This window comes from Campylobacter sp., assembly GCF_052169515.1.
Lineage (GTDB): Bacteria > Campylobacterota > Campylobacteria > Campylobacterales > Campylobacteraceae > Campylobacter_A.
Genome location: NZ_JBQNCH010000007.1, coordinates 1 through 18,465 on the forward strand (window position 1 = coordinate 1; position 18,465 = coordinate 18,465).

Consider the following 18,465-nt stretch of genomic DNA (forward strand, 5'->3'; position numbering starts at 1 on the left):
TTTAGGCGGTAGCCAAATGGCACTACGATAGCCACTCTTTGCTCACTCTCATCAAGGCCTAAAATTTCATTTAAAGCGTGTCTATCAAAGCCTTCGATCGGGCAGCTGTCAATCCCAAGGCTTGCAGCCGCGTTCATCATATTTGTAGCAGCTATCATGCATTGTTCGTGCGACCACTGAAATGTTAGCTCATCGTCGTTTTTGAAATTTGATAGCAAAAAGTCGTGGTAGAATTTCTGCCTCGCAGCAATCATCTCAGGGTCTTTATCTGCGCGTCTAGAGATCATTTTATCAACATAGCTGCTGCCAAATTTTATCTCTTTGACCTTTGCCAAAACGACGACTAAATGCGAGCAAGATGTGATCTGCACTTGGTTCCACGAAACGGCTTTGATTTTTTCTCTAAGCTCCTTGTTTTGTACGACCAAAAAGTCCCACTGCTCAAGGCCAGTCGAGCTTGGGCTTAGTCTACCAGCCTCTAGGATAAAGTCAAACTCGCCAGCGCTGATCTTTTTGCTCTCATCAAAAATTTTGCAAGCGTGACGAAATTTTAAAATTTCAAGATAATTCATCATCTCTCCTTTGTTTAATTTTTAAAATTATAGGGCGGTTAGGTAAATTAAAAGAAATTTAGCAGCCAGCACAAAAGGCTGGCATGTAGTTTAAATTTATCTAAGAGTTATTTCAAACTCATTTTTACTTGTAGCCATACCAACGATCGCTGAGTGCTCATAACCAACCTCTTTTAGGCGCTTTAGGGCTAAATTTGCCTCATTTTCACCAACTGCGAGCAAAAGTCCACCAGAAGTTTGCGCGTCAAATAGCAAAATGTCAGCTTCCTTGTCCACAAGATGCTTTGCAAATTCGCGGTTTTTATAGCTCCCCTCTGGAATAATGCCCATATCGACAAATTCTTTTGCACATGTGATGATAGGTACGTTTTGCTCATAAATTTCAAAACTGATCTTTTCATTTAGCATTTCGCTTAAATGCCCCAAAAAGCCAAATCCAGTCACATCAGTGGCGCCGTAGACTTTGATGCCATCAAGTGCTTTTAATGCATAAAAATTTAGCTGCGCCATGATAGTTGCAGCCTCTTTTATCTGCTCCATGCTTAGTAAATCAGCCTTTATCGCTGTACTTAAAATACCACTTCCAAGTGGTTTTGTAAGGATTAAAACATTGCCATTTATAGCTGTATTATTTGCCCAAAATTTATTAGGATGGACTCTTCCAGTGACACTAAGTCCATAGTACATCTGCTGCGTCTCTATCGTATGTCCGCCAACGATGATACCACCACACTCTTTTACTTTATCGGCTCCACCTCTCAAAATTTCGCCTAAAATTTCAGATGCAAGATTACAACTATCAAAGCCTACGATATTTAGTGCATTCATCACCTCACCACCCATGGCAAAAACGTCGCTTAGGCTATTTGCAGCGGCAATCTGTCCATATATAAATGGATCATTTACCACAGGCGTTATAAAATCAAGCGTTTGAACCAATGCAAGGTCGCTTGAAATTTTAAAAACACTTGCATCCTCGTTTGAGTTAGTGCTTGAGAGCAGATTTGGATGAGATAAATTTAAACTACTAATCGTTTTGTTTAGACCCAACGGGTCAAGCTTAGCAGCTCAACCAGCGGCTCTAACAAATTGAGTAAGTTTTTTATCGTGATAGGTCATAGGATAATTTGCTCGTGAGTTGAAAGTATATCAATGATCTCATAGGCATTTGAAATTTCACCAATAGCAAGATCACTTACTAGTTTATATGACTCCAAACAGCTTCCGCAGCTTAAAATTTTTACTCCAGCAGCTTCAAGCTCCTTAAGCGGTTTAAAGCTTGGATGTGAGCGATTTGTTGTCATTTTTACAGCATTATTTACACATATTATTATCTTTGGTTTTTTATCAACCTGAAGAAAAGCTCCAAGGAATTTCGCAAGTAAGCTTACACCAACATCACCACTTCCTGCACGCTCGTCGTTTAGATAGAGCACTTTTTCACTTTTTGGTGTGATATCGCAGACAAATTCGTCAAAATTTGTAAGCTCAATTGCGTTTTTGCCTTTCGTGGCTAAAATTTTAGTCTCATTGCCATTGTTTTCAAGGCTAAAATTTATATTTTGATTTTTTAAAAATCTTGAGATATTCTCTTTTGGCGCTAATGCATTTACTAAAATTTCTAAGTTTTCACCTTCTTTTAAACTATCAAGCGCGTTTTTAGTCATGATAACTGGCTTTGGACATTCTAAATTTCTACAATCAATTGTCGTTGTCATTATTTTTCCTTTTGTGATTAGTATTTCAAACCTTGAAACTAGTTTTGGATTATAGCTAAAAAAATATTAATTATTTTCAAAAATTTAGGCTATGAAATTTGGAGTAAAAGAGAGATTTGACCTTGCAAGAGTCGCAAGGTCAAGGTTGATTATTTTAAATTTGTATAAACTTTTTCGTAATCAGATACTGGGATCTGATTTTTCTTAACAAGCTCTTGATACCAGTAGTGGTGAAGCACATAAACTTCTTCTTCCTCTTTGTATCCAGTGACCATCGACCAGATCGCGCCGTGGATAGCGATAGCAGCCATATAGATATGAACTAGGAAAAATACTGCACAGACTATACCAAGGCAGTTGTGTATAACTACGCTATATCTTAAAAGGTCGATCTGTGTTATACCAAGCCATGTAGCAACTGCTGGCTCTTTGAAGTCCAAGAAATACATAATCGCACCAGTGATGATCATCACAATACCACCAGGAATAGCGATCCAGTACCATGCTTTTTGTCCAGCGTTAAATTTACCAGCTGGAACAGGTCTCTTTTTCTTTGACAAGTAGCCACCGATTATAAACATCCACCTGATATCATAAACCACTGGGAGCATTCTTATAGTCCACGCAAATAGCATAGGAGGCACAGAAACTGCAAAGATCACAGTTGATATATCGTGCAAATATCTACAGAAGCGCACAAACGTACCGCCACCAAGCTCAGCACCCCACATGATGATGATGCCAGTTGGAACCAAAACCATCCAAGAGATCGCAGCTAGACCGTGAGCTATACGCTCAATCATTGAGAAAGCATATACTTTTTTGCCATCGTGACTGAAGTGTTTTGGTCCGATAATCAAAAAGTGTAACACAAATGCACCGATTACCGCAAAGATAATACAGAGCGCACCTATCGCAAAGTAGTCGTTGCCTTGGATAAAGGTAAATATCGGACCCCAACCATGTTCGTAAGGCTTGATATTTTCCACCCTTTGAGCTGCCCATATGGTGCTGTCAAACTGATTGACACCTGCTGGCCCTTGACTAGCCATCGCCGCTACCGACAATGTAAACAATAAAGACAGAATTCTCGTCATTTTATTCCTTTATTTGCACAAAACTTAATGATTTGAGCTTTTAGTTAAATATGCTAAAATCACATAGTTATGCCGTTTTGATCGCTATTATATCAGAGCTAATCACAAGTAAACCTTAGTAAAAAAAATTACTAATAATTTAATAAAATATATTTAAGTTTTGTTAATTTTTTACTAGAATATACCTAAAAATTTATTATCTAAATTTTAAAAACAATTTTCAGTTATCTCAATTTTTTAGATAAAAACTCTTTAAAAATTTATATTTTTCCCTTTATTTCTTAAAAATTTAAACTAAAATATCAAAGTATTTTTGAAATTTCTATCCAAAAGGCAGAGCAATGAATCTATTTTGTCTTCTTTTTGATGATTACGAGGCACTTGATCTCATGGGTCCTGTAGAGTTTTTAGCAAGAGTACCTGGAATAAATCCAAATTTTGTATCGTTTAATGGTAAAGCAATAAAAAGTAAGCAAGGCTTTGAAGTAAAAACAAAAAAGCTGGTCAATTTACCAAACAATAGTATTTTGCTGGTACCTGGTGGCCAGGGCACAAGAATTTTAGTAAAAGACAACGAGTTTATATCACATCTTGAAGAGTGTGTTTTGGCTTCAAATTTTTGCCTTAGTGTCTGTACTGGCTCAGCTTTGCTAGCTTGCACTGGAGTGCTTGATGGACTAAAAGCCACATCAAATAAAAAGTCGTTTGAATGGGTAAAACAGTGCCGTGATGCCGTAAAATGGCAATCACACGCCAGGTGGGTAAAAGATGATAAATTTTACACGGCTTCAGGTGTAGCCGCTGGCATGGATATGGCTCTTGGCTTCATAAGTGATCATTTTGGTAAAGAATTAGCTCAAAATATCGCAAATGAAACCGAATACAACTGGCAAAAGAGTGCAAAGATAGATAAATTTGCCAAAAAATTTATGGATATTGATCCGTATAAAAATTTATAGATATAGATACAAATGAGCTTTTAGTATTTAACAGTCAGAAACTAGCCACAAGGCCAGCTATTAGTTTCTACGCCTATACTCTTCGTAGTCAAGCTCTCTAATCATCTTTATCTCGCCATCTTCTTTTAAAAGCAGTAGATCAGGCAGTTTTATGCCGTTAAATGTCGTGTTTTTTACGATAGTGTAGTGAATTTGATCTTCAAAGATGACTCGGTCGCCGATTTTTAGCTCGCTATCAAATTTATACTCCGCATCGCCCGCTTCAAGCCCTACTATATCGCCAGCTAGGCAGGTATTCCCACCAAATCTATAAGCAAATTTGCCATTTTCACTCTCGCCTCTAACGGCTGGGCGGTAAGGCATAAGCACAGTATCAGGCATATGCGCCTCGGCCGAGGTGTCAAGGATGGCGATGTCTTTTTCGTTATGCACGATGTCAAGCACGCTACTTATCAAAAAGCCAGTCTGCCAGCCAACGGCCTCGCCAGGCTCCAGATAGACCTCAACGCCATATTTCTCGCGAAAGCGCCTTACCATCTTTATAAGTAGCTCTACGTCGTAATCAGCCCTCGTGATGTGGTGGCCGCCACCCATATTTATCCACTTCATCTTTGGGATAAACTCGCCAAATTTCTCTTCAAATGCCTCTAACACGACCTGCAAGCTACTCGCACTCTCCTCGCAAAGTGCGTGAAAATGAAGCCCACTAATGCCATCAAGAAGCTCTGGCTTAAAATTTTCTCTTGTGATGCCAAGCCTGCTAAATTTGCCGCATGGATTATAGCTGTCAGTTGGGGCTAGTGAGACTTCAGGATTTACGCGCAGGCCGCAGATGATGCCGTTTTGCAGGGCAATACCCTTAAATTTTTGCCACTGCGCAAAAGAGTTAAATGTAATGTGCTTTGAAATTTTTAAAATTTCATCAAAATCCTCATCCTTAAAGGCTGGACTATAAGTATGAATCTCGCCTTTTAGGTATTCGTTTGCAAATTTTGCCTCATAAAGCCCACTACAAGTCGCACCGTCAAGATAAGAGCCCACCATATCCATCACTCCGCTAAATGCAAAGCCCTTAAGTGCTACTAAAATTTTGGCTCCGCTTTGTTCTTTGACATACTTTAAAAGCTCCAAATTTTTACGTACTTTTGCCTCTTCACAGACGTAGGCTGGAGTTTTTATTTTCTTTAAAATTTCGTTCATTTTTTCTCGCTTTTTAAATTTTCAAATAAGTATATCTAAATTTATTTTTAAGTAAAATCAGCAAAAATTTCAAAGGATAAACTGTGATAGAGATCGAATTTCTTGGGCCTATCGGGGTAGAGAATTTAAAGGTAGAGGCTAAAAATTTAGGCGAGGTAAAAGCGGCTTTAAGCGATAAAGAGGAGCTAAAAAAATGGCTAAATATCTGTGCAGTTGCCGTAAACGACGAGATCGTAAGTGATATAAATTTTGCTCTAAAAGAAGGCGATAAAATTTCTATATTACCGCCAGTTTGTGGGGGTTAAGATGCAAATTTATGACGGAAGCTTGGATGTTCAAAGAATCACAAACGAGTGGTATGAAAAATTTCAGGATAAAAACTGCGGCGCGCTCATCACTTTTGTTGGAATTGTAAGAGAAGAAGGTGGCATCTCAGCGCTTAGCTTTGATATCTACGAGCCAATACTTAAAAAATGGCTAGAAGCCTGGGAAGAGCGAGCCAAAAAAGAAAATGCCTACGTGCTCTTTGCTCATTCAAAAGGCGACGTGGCAGTGCATACGAGCTCATATGTAGCAGGTGTTGTGAGCCCTCAAAGAAAAGTTGCTTTAAGGCTTATAAACGAATTTGTCGAGGACTTTAAGGCCAATGCACCAATCTGGAAATACGACGTGATAAACGGCGAGAGAATTTATGCAAAAGAGCGCAGCCAAGCGATAAATGGTGCTGGGATTTTAGCTTAATAAGGAGACATGGTGATAACAAAAGAGAGTAAAAAGGATCTATTTTTAACATTGGCGTTTGGCGTTGGACTATTTATATTTAGCATTTTTGGTTACTTTTATTTAGCCCTTGGCACACCATCTCTTCTTGGTATCATTGTCGGTGCTCTCTCAGCATTTTTTTGTATTAGAAAAATTTTACAAAACAATTTTTTATGTATTGATGATGATGGTTTTATTATCACAAAAGGATCAAAAAGCATCAAATTTTACTTTAAAGATATTGATGAGATAGCTATTAGGAGCTTTGGCGATAAGAAAAAAGTGGAAACTTTAAGCGTAAAATTTAGAAAAAATCGTCTTGATAGAGATGCTTGCTTTGGCCTAGTACAGCCTATTGGTGATGACATTATCATTATTTTTGACAAATACGAACTTTCAAAATTTACTATTTCAAAAGAGCTAAGAGATAGACTTGGTAAATTTAAAGCCTAGTTTGTTCATGGTCTATTTTACTACTTAAAACTTTATATTTTTTGTCAGCTTTGCAAAAAAAATAAATAATTTCATATTCCTCCATTTTCTATGGTTTTTAAAAATTAAAATTTCATTTTATTTTTAAAATAATGATTTATATCAACTCTTATAAATAAATTTAGTATTAGAATTATGATAAAAAAAATCATAATTATATTTTAAAAGGAGTTTTTATGAGGCCCATTTTAAGCCTAGCAGTTTTTTCGTCGCTGCTTTTAGCAAATGAAGCGAATTTAGACACTATAAAGCCTGTTAAAGAATTTGCTCCACCGCCGATCATCGCACCAAACGTTGCACAAAGTGCCTTTGTGGAAAATCAGTTTGATCACACTCAAAGAAGCGAGTATCCGTTTGTGACAAATTTACTTGACAACTCAGCTGATATGTTTCATATTTCAGCTGGAATGTATGGCAAAAGCTTTTACAACTCATCGCTTTTTAAATATCGTGGCGCAAATTTTTATACCATTTTAAACGCAAATTTCACCAAAGCAAATAGCTACAAAGATGGCAGTGGTAAAAGATGGGACTATGGCTACAACAGGCAAGGCCAAAGCGCTATTTTAGGTTTCGTACCAAATGAGCTTAGCGAGCTTAGACTTACATTTTTAAGGGATAATCTAGCAAAAGATAAACAACCAGAACACGTGATGGATGCCTTTAAAACAACCAGGAAAGTCGGCAAGCTAAATATTCGCTTGGGCGAAGAAGATCTATCAAATACGCTAAATTTTGAATTCGCTGCAAAAAAGATTGAGAGAAAAGCAGATAATTTTCACCTAAGAAATTCTACTCCAAATGTAAAAGTTGATATAAAAAGAGATGTACTTGAGGCAAATTTAAAGTATGACGCTGACTTTGCAAGCTTTCATAATCAAATAGGCGCTGGCTTTGAAAAAGATAAACATGATGGCAAAAGATACATGAAGCAAGGCAATAACTGGGTCTTTAACGGATACAGATTTGCCGATGTCAGAAATGATAAATTTATGCTCTTTGACACACTTGCTTATAAATTCAATGAGGCAAACGAAGCTTCTCTTGCTTTAAAATATGAAGAGCAAAGAAGCAAGCTTAATGGGCTTGATACTAAATATTTTGCACCAAATCCAATTAGCACCACTCGTGGACTACTTCGTCAAATTTACGGTGAAAACGTAAATGACAAGATCAAAAAAGACGCTTTTAGTGCAAGTTTAAAATATAAATTTACACCAAACGATAAGGATAGCTATTTTGCAAAACTTGAGAGTTTATCTCGCTTGCCAAGTAATATGGAGCGTTTTAACGCGCTTTATGGACAAAATGACTCTGGCTGGATAGCAAATCCGAATTTGGAGCCAGAGAGACACAATAGAGCAGTTCTTGGCTTTAAATTTGGCAGCCAGTTTTACAAAGAATACCTAAACTCTCTACAAAACAAAGATGCATTTGGTTTTAGCGGACATTTCATCGCTGATAGCGTTAAAAATTTAATCATTTTTGATAGACGTCACTCAAAAGCTGCGATGTCTCTAAACAAAAATGCAGTCATCTCAAGAAACGTTGATGCAACGCTTTATAGTGTAAATTTCAATACAGAATATAGCTTTGCAAGGCACTTTGGCTTAAAAAGCTCGTTTTACTACAACTACGGACAAAACAAAACAGATGGCAGGCCACTTTATCAAATAAGGCCTTTTGAGGCAAATTTTGCGTTTGACTACAAAGACTATGCAAGCTTTGGTAGCTACAACCTAGGCACTGCACTAAGACTAGTTTCAAAGCAAACTAGGGGCGATTTTAGCAAGCAAAATGGTCTAGGTATCGACAAAAAAGAGGCCGCAAAAGGATTTGGCTTGCTCGATCTTTATGGTGGCGTAGAGTTTAAAAACAAAGTCGGCATAAGATTTGGCGTAGCAAATTTATTTGATAAAGATTATGCAGAATTTATTAGCGGCGATCACGTAGCAGCACTTGATCCAGTAGTCGTTCATGCCCCTGGCAGGACATTTTTCATTAGCTTTCACAGCAGTTTTTAAAGGAGAAAAAGATGTTAGATAGAAGAAAATTTTTAGGACTTAGCACAGCTTTAGGCGTTAGCGCATTTGCACCAAATTTATTTGCAAAAGAGAGCTTTACTATGTGGGGCGCACCAGCAATCCCAAGCGTCATAATGGCGGTTGCTGCGCTACAAGGCGAGTTAAATAAAACTTACGATGTAAGTCTAAATATCTGGAAAACACCAGATCAGCTTCGTGCAGGCGTAGCTAGCGGAGACATTAAGGTTACGATGTCACCATCAAATGTCGCTGCAAATTTAAGAAATCAAGGGCTTGATTTTGCTATGTTAAATTTACTAACTCTTGGCGTAATGAACGCTATGGTCAAGGACGAAAAGATCAAAAACTTAGAAGATTTTGTGGGCAAAAAGCTAATCATGCCGTTTCGTGGTGATATGCCAGATCTTGTTCTAAGAGCACTTTGCAAAAAGCGAGGTATAGACGTTAGCAAAATAGATATCACCTATACAGCAACACCTCCTGAAGCTCTACTTTTATTTTTACAAAAAGATTTTGACATTTTAATAGTCCCACAACCTCTTGGCGAAGCTACTATTTTACGTGGTAAAAAAGCAGGTGTTAGCGTACATTACTCAGTTGATTTTCCAAAAATTTGGGGCGAGAGCTTTGGTACAAAGCCAATAATCCCAATGGCTGGCATTATCGTAGAAAAAGGCTTTTATGAGAAAAATTTAAATCTATTTGATACGCTCCATAGCGATCTTAAAAATGCTCTTTCTTGGATTCTTGAAAACAAACAAAGTGCAGCAAAGATTGGCTCAAGTTATTTGCCAGCTCCAGAAGTTGCACTTGCAAATGCCTTTGATAAGGCGAATCTAACAGTGACAAAAGCAAATGAACTACAAAATGAAATCATGGCATTTTTTGAAGAAATTTATCAGTTTAATCCAAAATTTCTAGGTGGTAAGATGCCAGATAAAGGTCTATTTTTATGATACTAATCGACGGCGTCAAAAAAGATCGCTCAGGCTTTTTAAAAATAATTGATTATTTTTGGGGCGGATTTAGCGGATTTGCCGTAGTTTTTTTGATCTTAGCCATTTGGCAAGTGGGAAGCGAGTTTAGCTCCCCACTCCTACTCCCGTCGCCAAAAGATGTATTTTTTAAAGTTTGTGAAATTTTAAAAGATTACAAAAATAGCGAGATAAATATAACGCTTTGCAGATCACTAGTTGGAGTTAGTACGGCAACATTTTTTGGTATATTTTTAGGGCTAATAGCAGGTAGCTTTAAAAGCTTTGCAGCCTTTTTAAAGCCTGTTATTACCTTGCTTTTATCGATGCCACCAATTATCTGGATAGTGCTTGCTATTTTTTGGTTTGGATTTGGAAATTTTAGCACCATTTTTACTATCTTTATAACCATTTTACCGCTTACTTTCGCAAGCTCGGCAGTTGCTATGAGCAGTGTAGATGAGGAGCTAAAAGAGATGTTTGATGCTTATCATTTAGGCTTTTTAAAAAAGATAAAACACCTTTATATCCCACATCTTACAAGCTATATCATAAGCTCGGTCAGTGTGGCTGTTGCAATGGGTGTAAAAATAGTCATAATGGCCGAACTACTAGGCGCAAATAACGGCATGGGAGCAAAGATAGCAAATGCAAGGGCGATGCTTGAAACAACCGAGGTAATGGCGTATGTTCTTTTAAGCATCACTCTTATCATGCTTTTTGAGTACCTCATCATTGAGCCTTTAAAAATAGCTCTGATGCCTTGGAGAAGATGATGCTTGAACTTAAAAATGTAGAGTATGAAATTTTAAGAGATAAGGTCGTAAGGAATTTTAGCCTAAAGGTAGAAAAAGGTGAAGTGGTGACACTTTTTGGGCCTTCAGGGTGTGGGAAAACTACTATTTTACGGATTATTAGCGGACTAAATGAGCCCAGAAAAGGGGAAATTTTTAATCAATTTAAAAAAATGACATATTTTTTTCAAGAAAATCGTCTGCTTACATGGAAAAATGCTCTTGAAAATGTGCTTTTGGTTATGGATAAACCTGATCAGAACAGCGTTTTAAAGCTCTTTGCCAAGGTTGGTCTTAGTCAGAAAGACGCACTAAAATATCCAAGTGAACTAAGTGGCGGCATGAGGCAAAGGGTCGCTTTTGTAAGAGCAGTTGTGACAAAACCTGATCTACTTTTAATGGATGAGCCATTTTCGGGGCTTGATTATGACATGAAAGAAATTTTGATCGATATCGTTAGTCAAAGAGTGAGTGAGGGCATGAGCATAATACTCGTCACACACGACAGAATGGAGGCCGTAAAGATGTCAAATAAAATTTATTTTCTCGCAAATAAAGGTGCGGTCATACAAAAAGAGCTTATTTTAGATGAGGCTTTTAAAAACCGTGATTTTGAATTTATTAGCAAAACAATAGATGAAAATTTTAAAGGGCAAATTTATTATGATTAATAACTTTTTTACATATCCTATGAGGATATTTTTTCTTACCAGTGCTGCCTGTGCTGTGCTGGGAGCTGCTATATTTTTTACACCAACTGATTTTGTGAGTCTACACAAATTTATATTTTTGCATCTTTTTTTAGCACTTGCCTATGCTGGATTTTTACTCACTGGGCTAACCGACTGGACAAATTTCAGCTCCTCACTAAAAGTCCACGCTTACATTTTATTTTCACTCTTTGCAACTAGCTTTATAGCTGCACTTTTTAGCTTATTTTTAGCACATTTTTTTATTACGCTTTTTTGGGCATATCTAGTGATGCTATGCCTTTATATGATCTGGCGAGATAAAAATCTTGATCAATTTGGCATACTTGGATTTTTATTTGGTATTTTAGGTTTTGAAATCTACTATCTAATAAGTGGGAATGAAAAATTTTTAAATTTGCAAATTTATCTTCATATCATCGCCATCTTACTTATTTCATATCGTGTTAGCGTTGTACTTGGCAAAGAAGCGCTAAAGCGAGAAAGAGATATGGATGAGGCTATTTTTGTACCAAATTTTATCTACAAAAATATCGCTATTTGTATGACTTGTGCATTTTTGCTTTTTAATATATTCTTTGAAGAGAGTATCGGCACATACTATGCGGCTATCGCTTGCGGATGTGCGGTGCTTGCAAAACTTAAAGAGTGGCACTACAAGCAACTTTTGAGACATAATTTTGTGATTTACTATTACTTTATGCAGATATTTTTAGCGGTTGGATTTTTGGGCATCGGAGTAAGTGGGCTTTTAAATCTAGGTCTTGAAGTAAATTTTATGCACTTAATAGCAGTAAATGCTGTTATTTTTAGTGTTATGCTTATTTTTAATATTGCAGGGCTTCGTCACAGCGGACAAGAACTTGAATTTTTATGCCTTAGCAAAATTGCATTTATTTTAGTCCTCCTAGCTGGCATTAGCAGAGGAATTTTGGCATATTTTTGGAGCGGATTTTATATTCATTTACCAGCCACTTTGATAGCACTTGCTTTTATCTTTTGGCTCATAAATTTTTATGCAATTTTTAGAGACAATGAATTTTCAGATGATCCAGAGTAAAAATATTTGCCAGCAAATCTGGCAAAATAAAGATACAACTTAACATATATGACAAAATAGCCGCCAAGATATTGATCGGTCTTATAAATAACCTAAATCTTAGTGAGAGCTTTAAAAAATTTGAAATAGTCGTTAGACTCTTTCAAAGCAACAAAAGCTACCTCTATGCAGAAGTCTCGCTTGAACTAAAAAACAATAGATTAAAGACTTATCTATACCAAATTTTTTACTTTACTTTTTATTCCATAATGCTAAAAATCAATAACTTAAAATGCAATCAGTCTAAAATTTAGTTAATGCAAAAATTTACTTTAAAGATATCGAAGAAATCAGCGTTCGCATGGTCGACACCAAGTGCAAAATTAGCGTTTTAACGTGAGATTTAAACGAGGGAAACTAGACTGCGACGCGGCTTATGGGCTATGCAGCCTATCGGCGACCATGGCGCCGTGATATACGATAAATACGAGCTCTCAAAGCACGAGGTTTTTAAAATTTAAAGCAGAAATTTGAGGCGCTAAGCACGTAAAAAAGCAAAAACAAGAAAAAGTAAAATTTGGCTTTGGCTACCGAAAAACTGAATAGTTTTAAAAACAAGATTACGAGGCGAAATTTCTACTTCGCTTTGCTCGTAGCTGCAAGCAGAAGATTTTTAAGTGGAGCGTGTATATTAAAATTTAAATGCCACAAACTCACAGGCAAAGTGTCGTGATATGGATTTTGGGGTTGCGAAGAAATTTTCATCCCAAGACTAGACATATAGTCTGTCGAAGGGTGAAAATTTCAAGCTCCACAAAATACACTCACGAGACAAGCCTAAAAGCTAAATTTCATACCTCTCGCCCGGTTTCATTTCGATCATCTCCCACGGCAAGCCCTGCTTATTTAGCTCATCCATGAAGGGCTTAGCGTCGAAATTTTCCATATTAAAGACGCCTTTGCCGTTCCAGATGCCCTTTGCGACCATCATCGAGCCGATCATCGCTGGCACGCCCGTCGTGTAGCTCACGGCCTGCGCGCCCGTCTCGGCGTAGCAAGCCTCATGGTCGCAGACATTGTAGATGTAGACCTGGCGCTCTTTGCCATCTTTTAGACCGCGGATTACGCAGCCGATGTTGGTTTTACCCTTCGTGCGAGGACCGAGGCTCGCAGGATCAGGCAGCAAGGTCTTTAGAAACTGGATCGGCACGATCTTTACGCCGTTGTGCTCGACCTCATCGATGCGTAGCATGCCGACATTTTCTAGGCATTTCATATGCGTGAGGTAGCTCTGCCCAAATGTCATGAAAAAGCGGATCCGCTTTAGTCCTTTGATGTTTTTTACTAAGCTTTCAAGCTCCTCGTGATAGAGCAGGTAGCTGTCCTTGACGCCGACTTTTGGGTAGTCCCATTTGAACATTATCTCCATCGGCTCGGTCTCTTTCCACTCGCCGCGCTCCCAGTAGCGGCCTTTTGCGCTCACTTCGCGCAGGTTGATTTCGGGGTTGAAATTCGTCGCAAACGGATATCCGTGATCGCCCGCGTTGCAGTCCAGGATGTCGATCTCATGGATCTCGTCAAAGAGATTTTGCTGTGCATAGGCGCAAAATACGTTCGTCACGCCCGGATCAAAGCCGCTTCCCAGTAGCGCCATCGTGTTTGCGGCTTTAAACTCGCCGTCCTTCGCCCACTGCAGCTTGTATTCAAATTTCGCGGTGTCCGGGTGCTCGTAGTTTGCGGTGTCAATGTATGGTATGCCGGCGCGAGAGCACGCGTCCATGAGCGTTAGGTCCTGGTACGGCAGCGCGACGTTTAGTAACAGCTCGGCGCCCGTTTTTTTGATTAAATTTACGACCGCATCAGTGTCGTCCGCGTCGATCTGGGCAGTATCGATCTGCGCGCCTAGGCGGTCTTTGATAAACTTAGCGATCGCGTCGCACTTGCTTTTGGTGCGGCTTGCAAGGGTGATTTTTGTAAAAACGTCCGCGTTCATCGCGCATTTTACGGTCGCGACTTGGCTCACGCCGCCCGCGCCTATGATTAAGATATTTGACATTTCATCTCCTTTAGATTATTTTTTATAGTCTTCCGTATAATTTTCAATTATTAAATTTGGCTCTAATTTATAATGTTTCAGTTGTTTGCCAATAGCTCTGTTATCGCTTGTCTTATCTTTTATTGCCTTGAAGAACTCTGTAATATTTTTCTTGAAATTTTGCAAATTTGCCTCTGTCATAACTCTTATTTTTTCATTAGAAAATGCATCTTGTGAAATTTTATTGCTTGGGTGAATTAAAATAGGGTAGAAGACATTTTTATCTTCAATATGATAAGTTTGATTAAACCAGCTAACAGACGAGGTTATCTGCTCTATATCGCTTTTTGAAATCGTGTCTGTTACGGAGCCATTTTTACATTCTATTATAAGATATTTATTATCAATTGCCCAAAAATTATCAGGACCACATTTATACTCTTTATCTGGCCGTTGTGAATAGAAGCCCAATAATGCACCTATTCTTTTAATGGAATCTTCAAATTTATCGTAGGTATCTTTCGCAAAAACTAAATGAGATAAAATTTTCTCAACCTCTATTATTAAGTCATTTGTGTTTGTAAAGTCAGATATATAATTAGTTATATTGTCTACCTGGCTTTTTTGCTGAGAAATTTTACTATATTCTATTCCATTGATCGGCTTTAAAATTTGATTATTTAGATTGCAGGCAGATTTTAAAATTTCTTGTGCCTTGTTTCGATCAATAAAATTTGTATACTCTGCAAGAATCTGTTTTGTGTAGCCTATAAAAATTTTGTTATCCTGTGGTAATTTGTTTATATGATTTTCTAAAATTTCTTGTGCTACTTTATAGTTTTTATTAATAGCAAAGTTGTAGGCTTTTCGTAATTCAATAGAAAATACATTTAAGCTGTTTGCTTTAAATTCTATATTTAAAATTCTGTCATTATGCGCTTGTATCCAATTCTTATCTCTTTGTAATACCTGTATAATGGTTGTTTGAATATCTTCTATGTTCTTACAATCTTTCATTACCTCTTCTGATAATTCAAACTGTTGTTTTGTCGCCTCTGAAAATTTATCTTTATGTTTTGCAGTTATTCTTGCTAAATCATACCCAAGTAACAATACGATGCAATAATCAGAATTTGATCTTATTCCCCTACCCATTCCTTGTTCAATTTTTTGTATTTTTTGGTTTAAAATTTTATCGTCGTCTCCTTGTAAATACCCTTCATTTAGCTGATCTATTAGCGTTTGAGCATTCGGTAATCCATCTATTACCAAAATTCTACAAGCATCATTTGGTAAGTCTATACCATCATATCTATTTGTAAAAACAACAATATTACCACTTGATTTTTTATCCCTAAGTTCATTGATGCATTCTATGATATTATCTTTATCCGCCATATTGGTTGCTATACATTTCCAGGCATTACTCTTTTGAAAAGATGGTGAAATTATTGATATGTTGCATCCTAATTCATTAACTAAATTTTGCAACATTTCTTGGATATCTTCTGTTGTTACGTCTGGATTTATCATATGTGGAGCAAGAATAAGACGTTCTCCAATATCGTTCACCATTTTTGGAGTAATTGGTTTGTTTAAATATTCCTCGCTTATATTAAAATGGGTTGATAATATGCTATCATCGACAAGTGTTGCAGTCATAAAAATCTTGCGCTTGGCATTTTCAAAAGATACAAACTCTTGCACAGGAATAACATGAGGAGTTATTTCGATTCTGGAAGGACTAACCACACATCTACATAATTCAAAATTTCTTTCTATCAATTTCAAATTAAATTTTTTTAAATTATCATCCCCATTCTCTATTATAAATTTAAAAGCCTCTTGATGCTTGTCGTGCCAATTCCAGAAAGGAACAAGCCCTATTGTATTTGGTTCATTCAATTCGAGTTTTGTTGCTAATGACTGGCTTTGGTTTCTAATATCATTAATGAAAAGTCTAAAAATTTGATTATATAAATTTTTATTATCTTCTTGATTAATCGTTATAGTAAATTGTTTGTTTATAATATCTATACAAGCGTGCGCATCATCTATAACTACACTTCCAATTTCAATTTCTGATTTCCCGACTCCAAATTTACTTTGTCCATTAAATAGTTCATATATATTGCATATTAAGATTTTTTTTGAAGTTTCAAATTCTATTGATTGCTTATCGGTAGTTGTATTGATACCTAGCAAGTCAGCTTCTTTTTTAACTTGTTCTACAAGGTATTTGTCAGGCACCACATATACGCAAGGTCCTTTTTTTTCTTTTAGACAGCTTTCTAATATAAGAAGGCCTGCTAATGTTTTACCGCTTCCGGTATTCATTTTTATGACCGTAGTATTTTTTTCTCTTTGCTCAAACCACTTTTCAATGACATCTGTTTGTGGAGTTCGCAAATATTGATAATGTTTTTGTGGTAGTGATGTAAAAATTTTACTTGGGTCTATTATTGTATTATTTTTATCCTGTTTTATATACTTTGCAAAATTAGCCATATATTCTCCTTGTTAAAAACAGATATTTACTGATTTTAACAAAGTTAATATAAATTTCTCGCTTTAAAAGGTAAAATAAGGCAAAATTTAAAAGTAAAAACATGAAGAAAATTTTGCCATTTTTAGCGCCTATTTGCCTCTTTTCAAGTAGCTGTGACGAGCTAATACAAGAGAGTGTGAGGGAGTTTTATAAAAGCGATAGAAATTTGGAGAGAGCCATAAATTTAGCCGAGCAAGCGACTGATGTCTGCTTAAAAGAGGGCAACACCGAGCAGGCGATCACTTCGCTCATAAATAGCGCTAGCATTTGCATGGTAAATAAAGAGCCACAAAAGGCGTTAGAGCTCTCACAAAGAGCCCTAGAGCTTGCGGCAAACGTTAGCGACAAGCTGCTACTAGCTCGCTCTTATCATAGCCTAGGTGCGGCACAAAAGGCGCTAGGCAGATACGACGAAGCACTTGCTAATTTTCAAGAAGCTTTAAAAATTTATGACAACGCGCCAAATGCCCCAATGAACGACGAACTCATCTGTATAAAAGGCATCGCTAGCGCCTACTACCTAAAAAATGACTTTGACAAAGCCCACGAAAACCACCTTTTAGCGCTAAATTTACTTGATATCACGCCGGAGTTAAGTGGCAACGAGCTTGTGCGATCAGAGCTTTTAGTAGAGCTTGCTAACGACCTAGCAAAACTTAATCAAAAGGACGAAGCTACCCAAAACTACAAAAAAGTGCTTGAAATTTTAAATGGAAAAGAGCAAAATCCTCGCGCACGGGATCTTTTAGAGCGAGCCGACAAAGGACTAAAAGAGCTTAACTAAAGTTTTTCTTTAGACTTTTTAGCACGAAATTTGCAAGCTCAAGTCCCTTTGAGCGGTGAGAAATTTTAAGCTTCGTCTCATTATCTAGCTCGCCAAGCGTTTTAGTAAAGCCATTTGGGATAAAAAGCGCATCGTAACCAAAGCCATTTGTACCTCTCTCCTCGTTTATCGCTTCACCGTACATAAAGCCGTGCGTCGTGTAGTCGCCAAATTTCGAGCTAATAGCGATGCAAGCGGTGTAGTGAGCAAGTGAGCTTTGTAAATTTAGAGCATTTAGTTTAGTTATGAGCTTTGCTCTGTTACTTGCGTCAGTGGCGTTTTTGGCTGCCATTTTGCCACTCTCATCGATATCTGAGTACCGTGCAGAGTAAATTCCTGGCTCGCCACCAAGCGCATCCACGCTGATACCACTATCATCACTAAGTGCTATAAATCCACTATCGAGTCCAAGCTCTTTAAGCTTCGCAAAAACAGCTTTGGACTTTATGAGCGCATTTTCTTGAAAGCTGCTACCGTTCTCAATGATTTCAAATGGCTTGATAATCTCGCTCAATGCATAAATTTCATAGCCTTTTAAAAATTCTTTTATCTCTTTTACTTTGTCTAAATTTGACGTTGCAAGCACGATTTTCATTGCAAGAGCTCCTTGATTTTTGGGCGTATTTTACATAAAAGTAGATTAAATTTTTAAATTTAGATTAGTATTAAAATGATAAAATTAAGGCTTTTAAACGAA

Annotated in this window: 18 protein-coding genes; 10 read left to right on the forward strand and 8 right to left on the reverse strand. The window is 37.2% G+C overall.

What is annotated here, in order from left to right; translation table 11 throughout:
• The 4 genes from ACTTKV_RS03275 to ACTTKV_RS03290 form a co-directional block, all read right to left on the reverse strand.
• On the reverse strand, positions 1-572 hold a 572-nt coding region (locus ACTTKV_RS03275), incomplete at its 3' end, for an NAD(P)H-dependent oxidoreductase (RefSeq protein ID WP_442549222.1).
• A gap of 96 nt (positions 573-668) precedes the next feature.
• Entirely contained in the window at positions 669-1,691 is a 1,023-nt protein-coding gene (gene selD / locus ACTTKV_RS03280) for a selenide, water dikinase SelD (RefSeq protein WP_442549223.1), read from the reverse strand.
• The gene (yedF, locus tag ACTTKV_RS03285; RefSeq protein WP_442549224.1) at positions 1,688-2,290 is read right to left on the reverse strand and encodes a sulfurtransferase-like selenium metabolism protein YedF; all 603 of its coding nucleotides are present in this window, start codon (positions 2,288-2,290) and stop codon (positions 1,688-1,690) included. The genes selD and yedF overlap by 4 nt, the downstream gene beginning before the upstream one ends.
• A gap of 149 nt (positions 2,291-2,439) precedes the next feature.
• A complete protein-coding gene (locus ACTTKV_RS03290; RefSeq protein WP_442549225.1) occupies positions 2,440-3,387 on the reverse strand; it encodes a formate dehydrogenase subunit gamma in 948 nt (315 codons plus the stop codon).
• 341 nt (positions 3,388-3,728) lie between these two features.
• On the opposite strand from ACTTKV_RS03290, the gene ACTTKV_RS03295 reads away from it, so the two are divergent.
• On the forward strand, positions 3,729-4,346 hold the full coding sequence (locus ACTTKV_RS03295; protein ID WP_442549226.1) for a DJ-1/PfpI family protein: 618 nt from the start codon (positions 3,729-3,731) through the stop codon (positions 4,344-4,346).
• A 60-nt stretch (positions 4,347-4,406) separates the two neighbouring features.
• On the opposite strand, the gene nspC is transcribed toward ACTTKV_RS03295, so the two are convergent.
• Complete coding sequence (gene nspC, locus ACTTKV_RS03300; RefSeq protein WP_442549227.1) at positions 4,407-5,546, reverse strand: carboxynorspermidine decarboxylase; 1,140 nt, start codon at positions 5,544-5,546, stop codon at positions 4,407-4,409.
• A gap of 83 nt (positions 5,547-5,629) precedes the next feature.
• On the opposite strand from nspC, the gene ACTTKV_RS03305 reads away from it, so the two are divergent.
• From ACTTKV_RS03305 to ACTTKV_RS03340, 8 genes are all read left to right on the forward strand, one after another.
• Entirely contained in the window at positions 5,630-5,851 is a 222-nt protein-coding gene (locus tag ACTTKV_RS03305) for a MoaD/ThiS family protein (protein ID WP_107792809.1), read from the forward strand.
• A gap of 1 nt (position 5,852) precedes the next feature.
• Positions 5,853-6,287 carry a molybdopterin synthase catalytic subunit gene (locus tag ACTTKV_RS03310; protein WP_442549228.1) on the forward strand — a complete coding sequence of 145 codons (435 nt, stop codon included), beginning with the start codon at positions 5,853-5,855 and terminating at the stop codon, positions 6,285-6,287.
• A 12-nt stretch (positions 6,288-6,299) separates the two neighbouring features.
• Complete coding sequence (locus tag ACTTKV_RS03315; RefSeq protein WP_442549229.1) at positions 6,300-6,761, forward strand: molybdate transport repressor; 462 nt, start codon at positions 6,300-6,302, stop codon at positions 6,759-6,761.
• A gap of 215 nt (positions 6,762-6,976) precedes the next feature.
• Positions 6,977-8,824, forward strand: a complete 1,848-nt coding sequence (locus ACTTKV_RS03320; protein ID WP_442549230.1) for a TonB-dependent receptor domain-containing protein — start codon at positions 6,977-6,979, stop codon at positions 8,822-8,824.
• Positions 8,825-8,835: 11 nt separating this feature from the next.
• The gene (locus ACTTKV_RS03325) at positions 8,836-9,801 is read left to right on the forward strand and encodes an ABC transporter substrate-binding protein (protein ID WP_442549231.1); all 966 of its coding nucleotides are present in this window, start codon (positions 8,836-8,838) and stop codon (positions 9,799-9,801) included.
• Complete coding sequence (locus ACTTKV_RS03330; RefSeq protein ID WP_442549232.1) at positions 9,798-10,595, forward strand: ABC transporter permease; 798 nt, start codon at positions 9,798-9,800, stop codon at positions 10,593-10,595. The genes ACTTKV_RS03325 and ACTTKV_RS03330 overlap by 4 nt, the downstream gene beginning before the upstream one ends.
• Positions 10,595-11,284, forward strand: a complete 690-nt coding sequence (locus tag ACTTKV_RS03335; RefSeq protein ID WP_442549233.1) for an ABC transporter ATP-binding protein — start codon at positions 10,595-10,597, stop codon at positions 11,282-11,284. Before ACTTKV_RS03330 ends, ACTTKV_RS03335 begins: the two co-directional genes overlap by 1 nt.
• Positions 11,277-12,383, forward strand: coding sequence for an NnrS family protein (locus ACTTKV_RS03340; protein WP_442549234.1), 1,107 nt, complete (start codon positions 11,277-11,279; stop codon positions 12,381-12,383). The genes ACTTKV_RS03335 and ACTTKV_RS03340 overlap by 8 nt, the downstream gene beginning before the upstream one ends.
• Before the next feature lie 823 nt (positions 12,384-13,206).
• Here the strand turns inward: ACTTKV_RS03340 and ACTTKV_RS03345 are convergent.
• Positions 13,207-14,418, reverse strand: coding sequence for a saccharopine dehydrogenase family protein (locus tag ACTTKV_RS03345; RefSeq protein WP_442549235.1), 1,212 nt, complete (start codon positions 14,416-14,418; stop codon positions 13,207-13,209).
• Positions 14,419-14,433: 15 nt separating this feature from the next.
• Entirely contained in the window at positions 14,434-16,905 is a 2,472-nt protein-coding gene (locus ACTTKV_RS03350; protein WP_442549236.1) for a DEAD/DEAH box helicase family protein, read from the reverse strand.
• Between the two features lie 101 nt (positions 16,906-17,006).
• On the opposite strand from ACTTKV_RS03350, the gene ACTTKV_RS03355 reads away from it, so the two are divergent.
• Entirely contained in the window at positions 17,007-17,729 is a 723-nt protein-coding gene (locus ACTTKV_RS03355) for a tetratricopeptide repeat protein (protein ID WP_442549237.1), read from the forward strand.
• On the opposite strand, the gene ACTTKV_RS03360 is transcribed toward ACTTKV_RS03355, so the two are convergent.
• Entirely contained in the window at positions 17,722-18,363 is a 642-nt protein-coding gene (locus ACTTKV_RS03360) for a non-canonical purine NTP pyrophosphatase (RefSeq protein WP_442549238.1), read from the reverse strand. The genes ACTTKV_RS03355 and ACTTKV_RS03360 overlap by 8 nt on opposite strands.
• Positions 18,364-18,465: the final 102 nt, after the last annotated feature.

Excerpts from the sequence above, each read along its gene's own strand:
- yedF (WP_442549224.1), bottom strand. The coding sequence starts at position 2,290 with ATGACAACGACAATTGATTGTAGAAATTTAGAATGTCCAAAGCCAGTT.
- ACTTKV_RS03290 (WP_442549225.1), bottom strand. The coding sequence starts at position 3,387 with ATGACGAGAATTCTGTCTTTATTGTTTACATTGTCGGTAGCGGCGATG.
- ACTTKV_RS03295 (WP_442549226.1), top strand. The coding sequence starts at position 3,729 with ATGAATCTATTTTGTCTTCTTTTTGATGATTACGAGGCACTTGATCTC.
- nspC (WP_442549227.1), bottom strand. The coding sequence starts at position 5,546 with ATGAACGAAATTTTAAAGAAAATAAAAACTCCAGCCTACGTCTGTGAA.
- ACTTKV_RS03310 (WP_442549228.1), top strand. The coding sequence starts at position 5,853 with ATGCAAATTTATGACGGAAGCTTGGATGTTCAAAGAATCACAAACGAG.
- ACTTKV_RS03320 (WP_442549230.1), top strand. The coding sequence starts at position 6,977 with ATGAGGCCCATTTTAAGCCTAGCAGTTTTTTCGTCGCTGCTTTTAGCA.
- ACTTKV_RS03325 (WP_442549231.1), top strand. The coding sequence starts at position 8,836 with ATGTTAGATAGAAGAAAATTTTTAGGACTTAGCACAGCTTTAGGCGTT.
- ACTTKV_RS03330 (WP_442549232.1), top strand. The coding sequence starts at position 9,798 with ATGATACTAATCGACGGCGTCAAAAAAGATCGCTCAGGCTTTTTAAAA.
- ACTTKV_RS03335 (WP_442549233.1), top strand. The coding sequence starts at position 10,595 with ATGCTTGAACTTAAAAATGTAGAGTATGAAATTTTAAGAGATAAGGTC.
- ACTTKV_RS03340 (WP_442549234.1), top strand. The coding sequence starts at position 11,277 with ATGATTAATAACTTTTTTACATATCCTATGAGGATATTTTTTCTTACC.
- ACTTKV_RS03345 (WP_442549235.1), bottom strand. The coding sequence starts at position 14,418 with ATGTCAAATATCTTAATCATAGGCGCGGGCGGCGTGAGCCAAGTCGCG.
- ACTTKV_RS03350 (WP_442549236.1), bottom strand. The coding sequence starts at position 16,905 with ATGGCTAATTTTGCAAAGTATATAAAACAGGATAAAAATAATACAATA.
- ACTTKV_RS03355 (WP_442549237.1), top strand. The coding sequence starts at position 17,007 with ATGAAGAAAATTTTGCCATTTTTAGCGCCTATTTGCCTCTTTTCAAGT.
- ACTTKV_RS03360 (WP_442549238.1), bottom strand. The coding sequence starts at position 18,363 with ATGAAAATCGTGCTTGCAACGTCAAATTTAGACAAAGTAAAAGAGATA.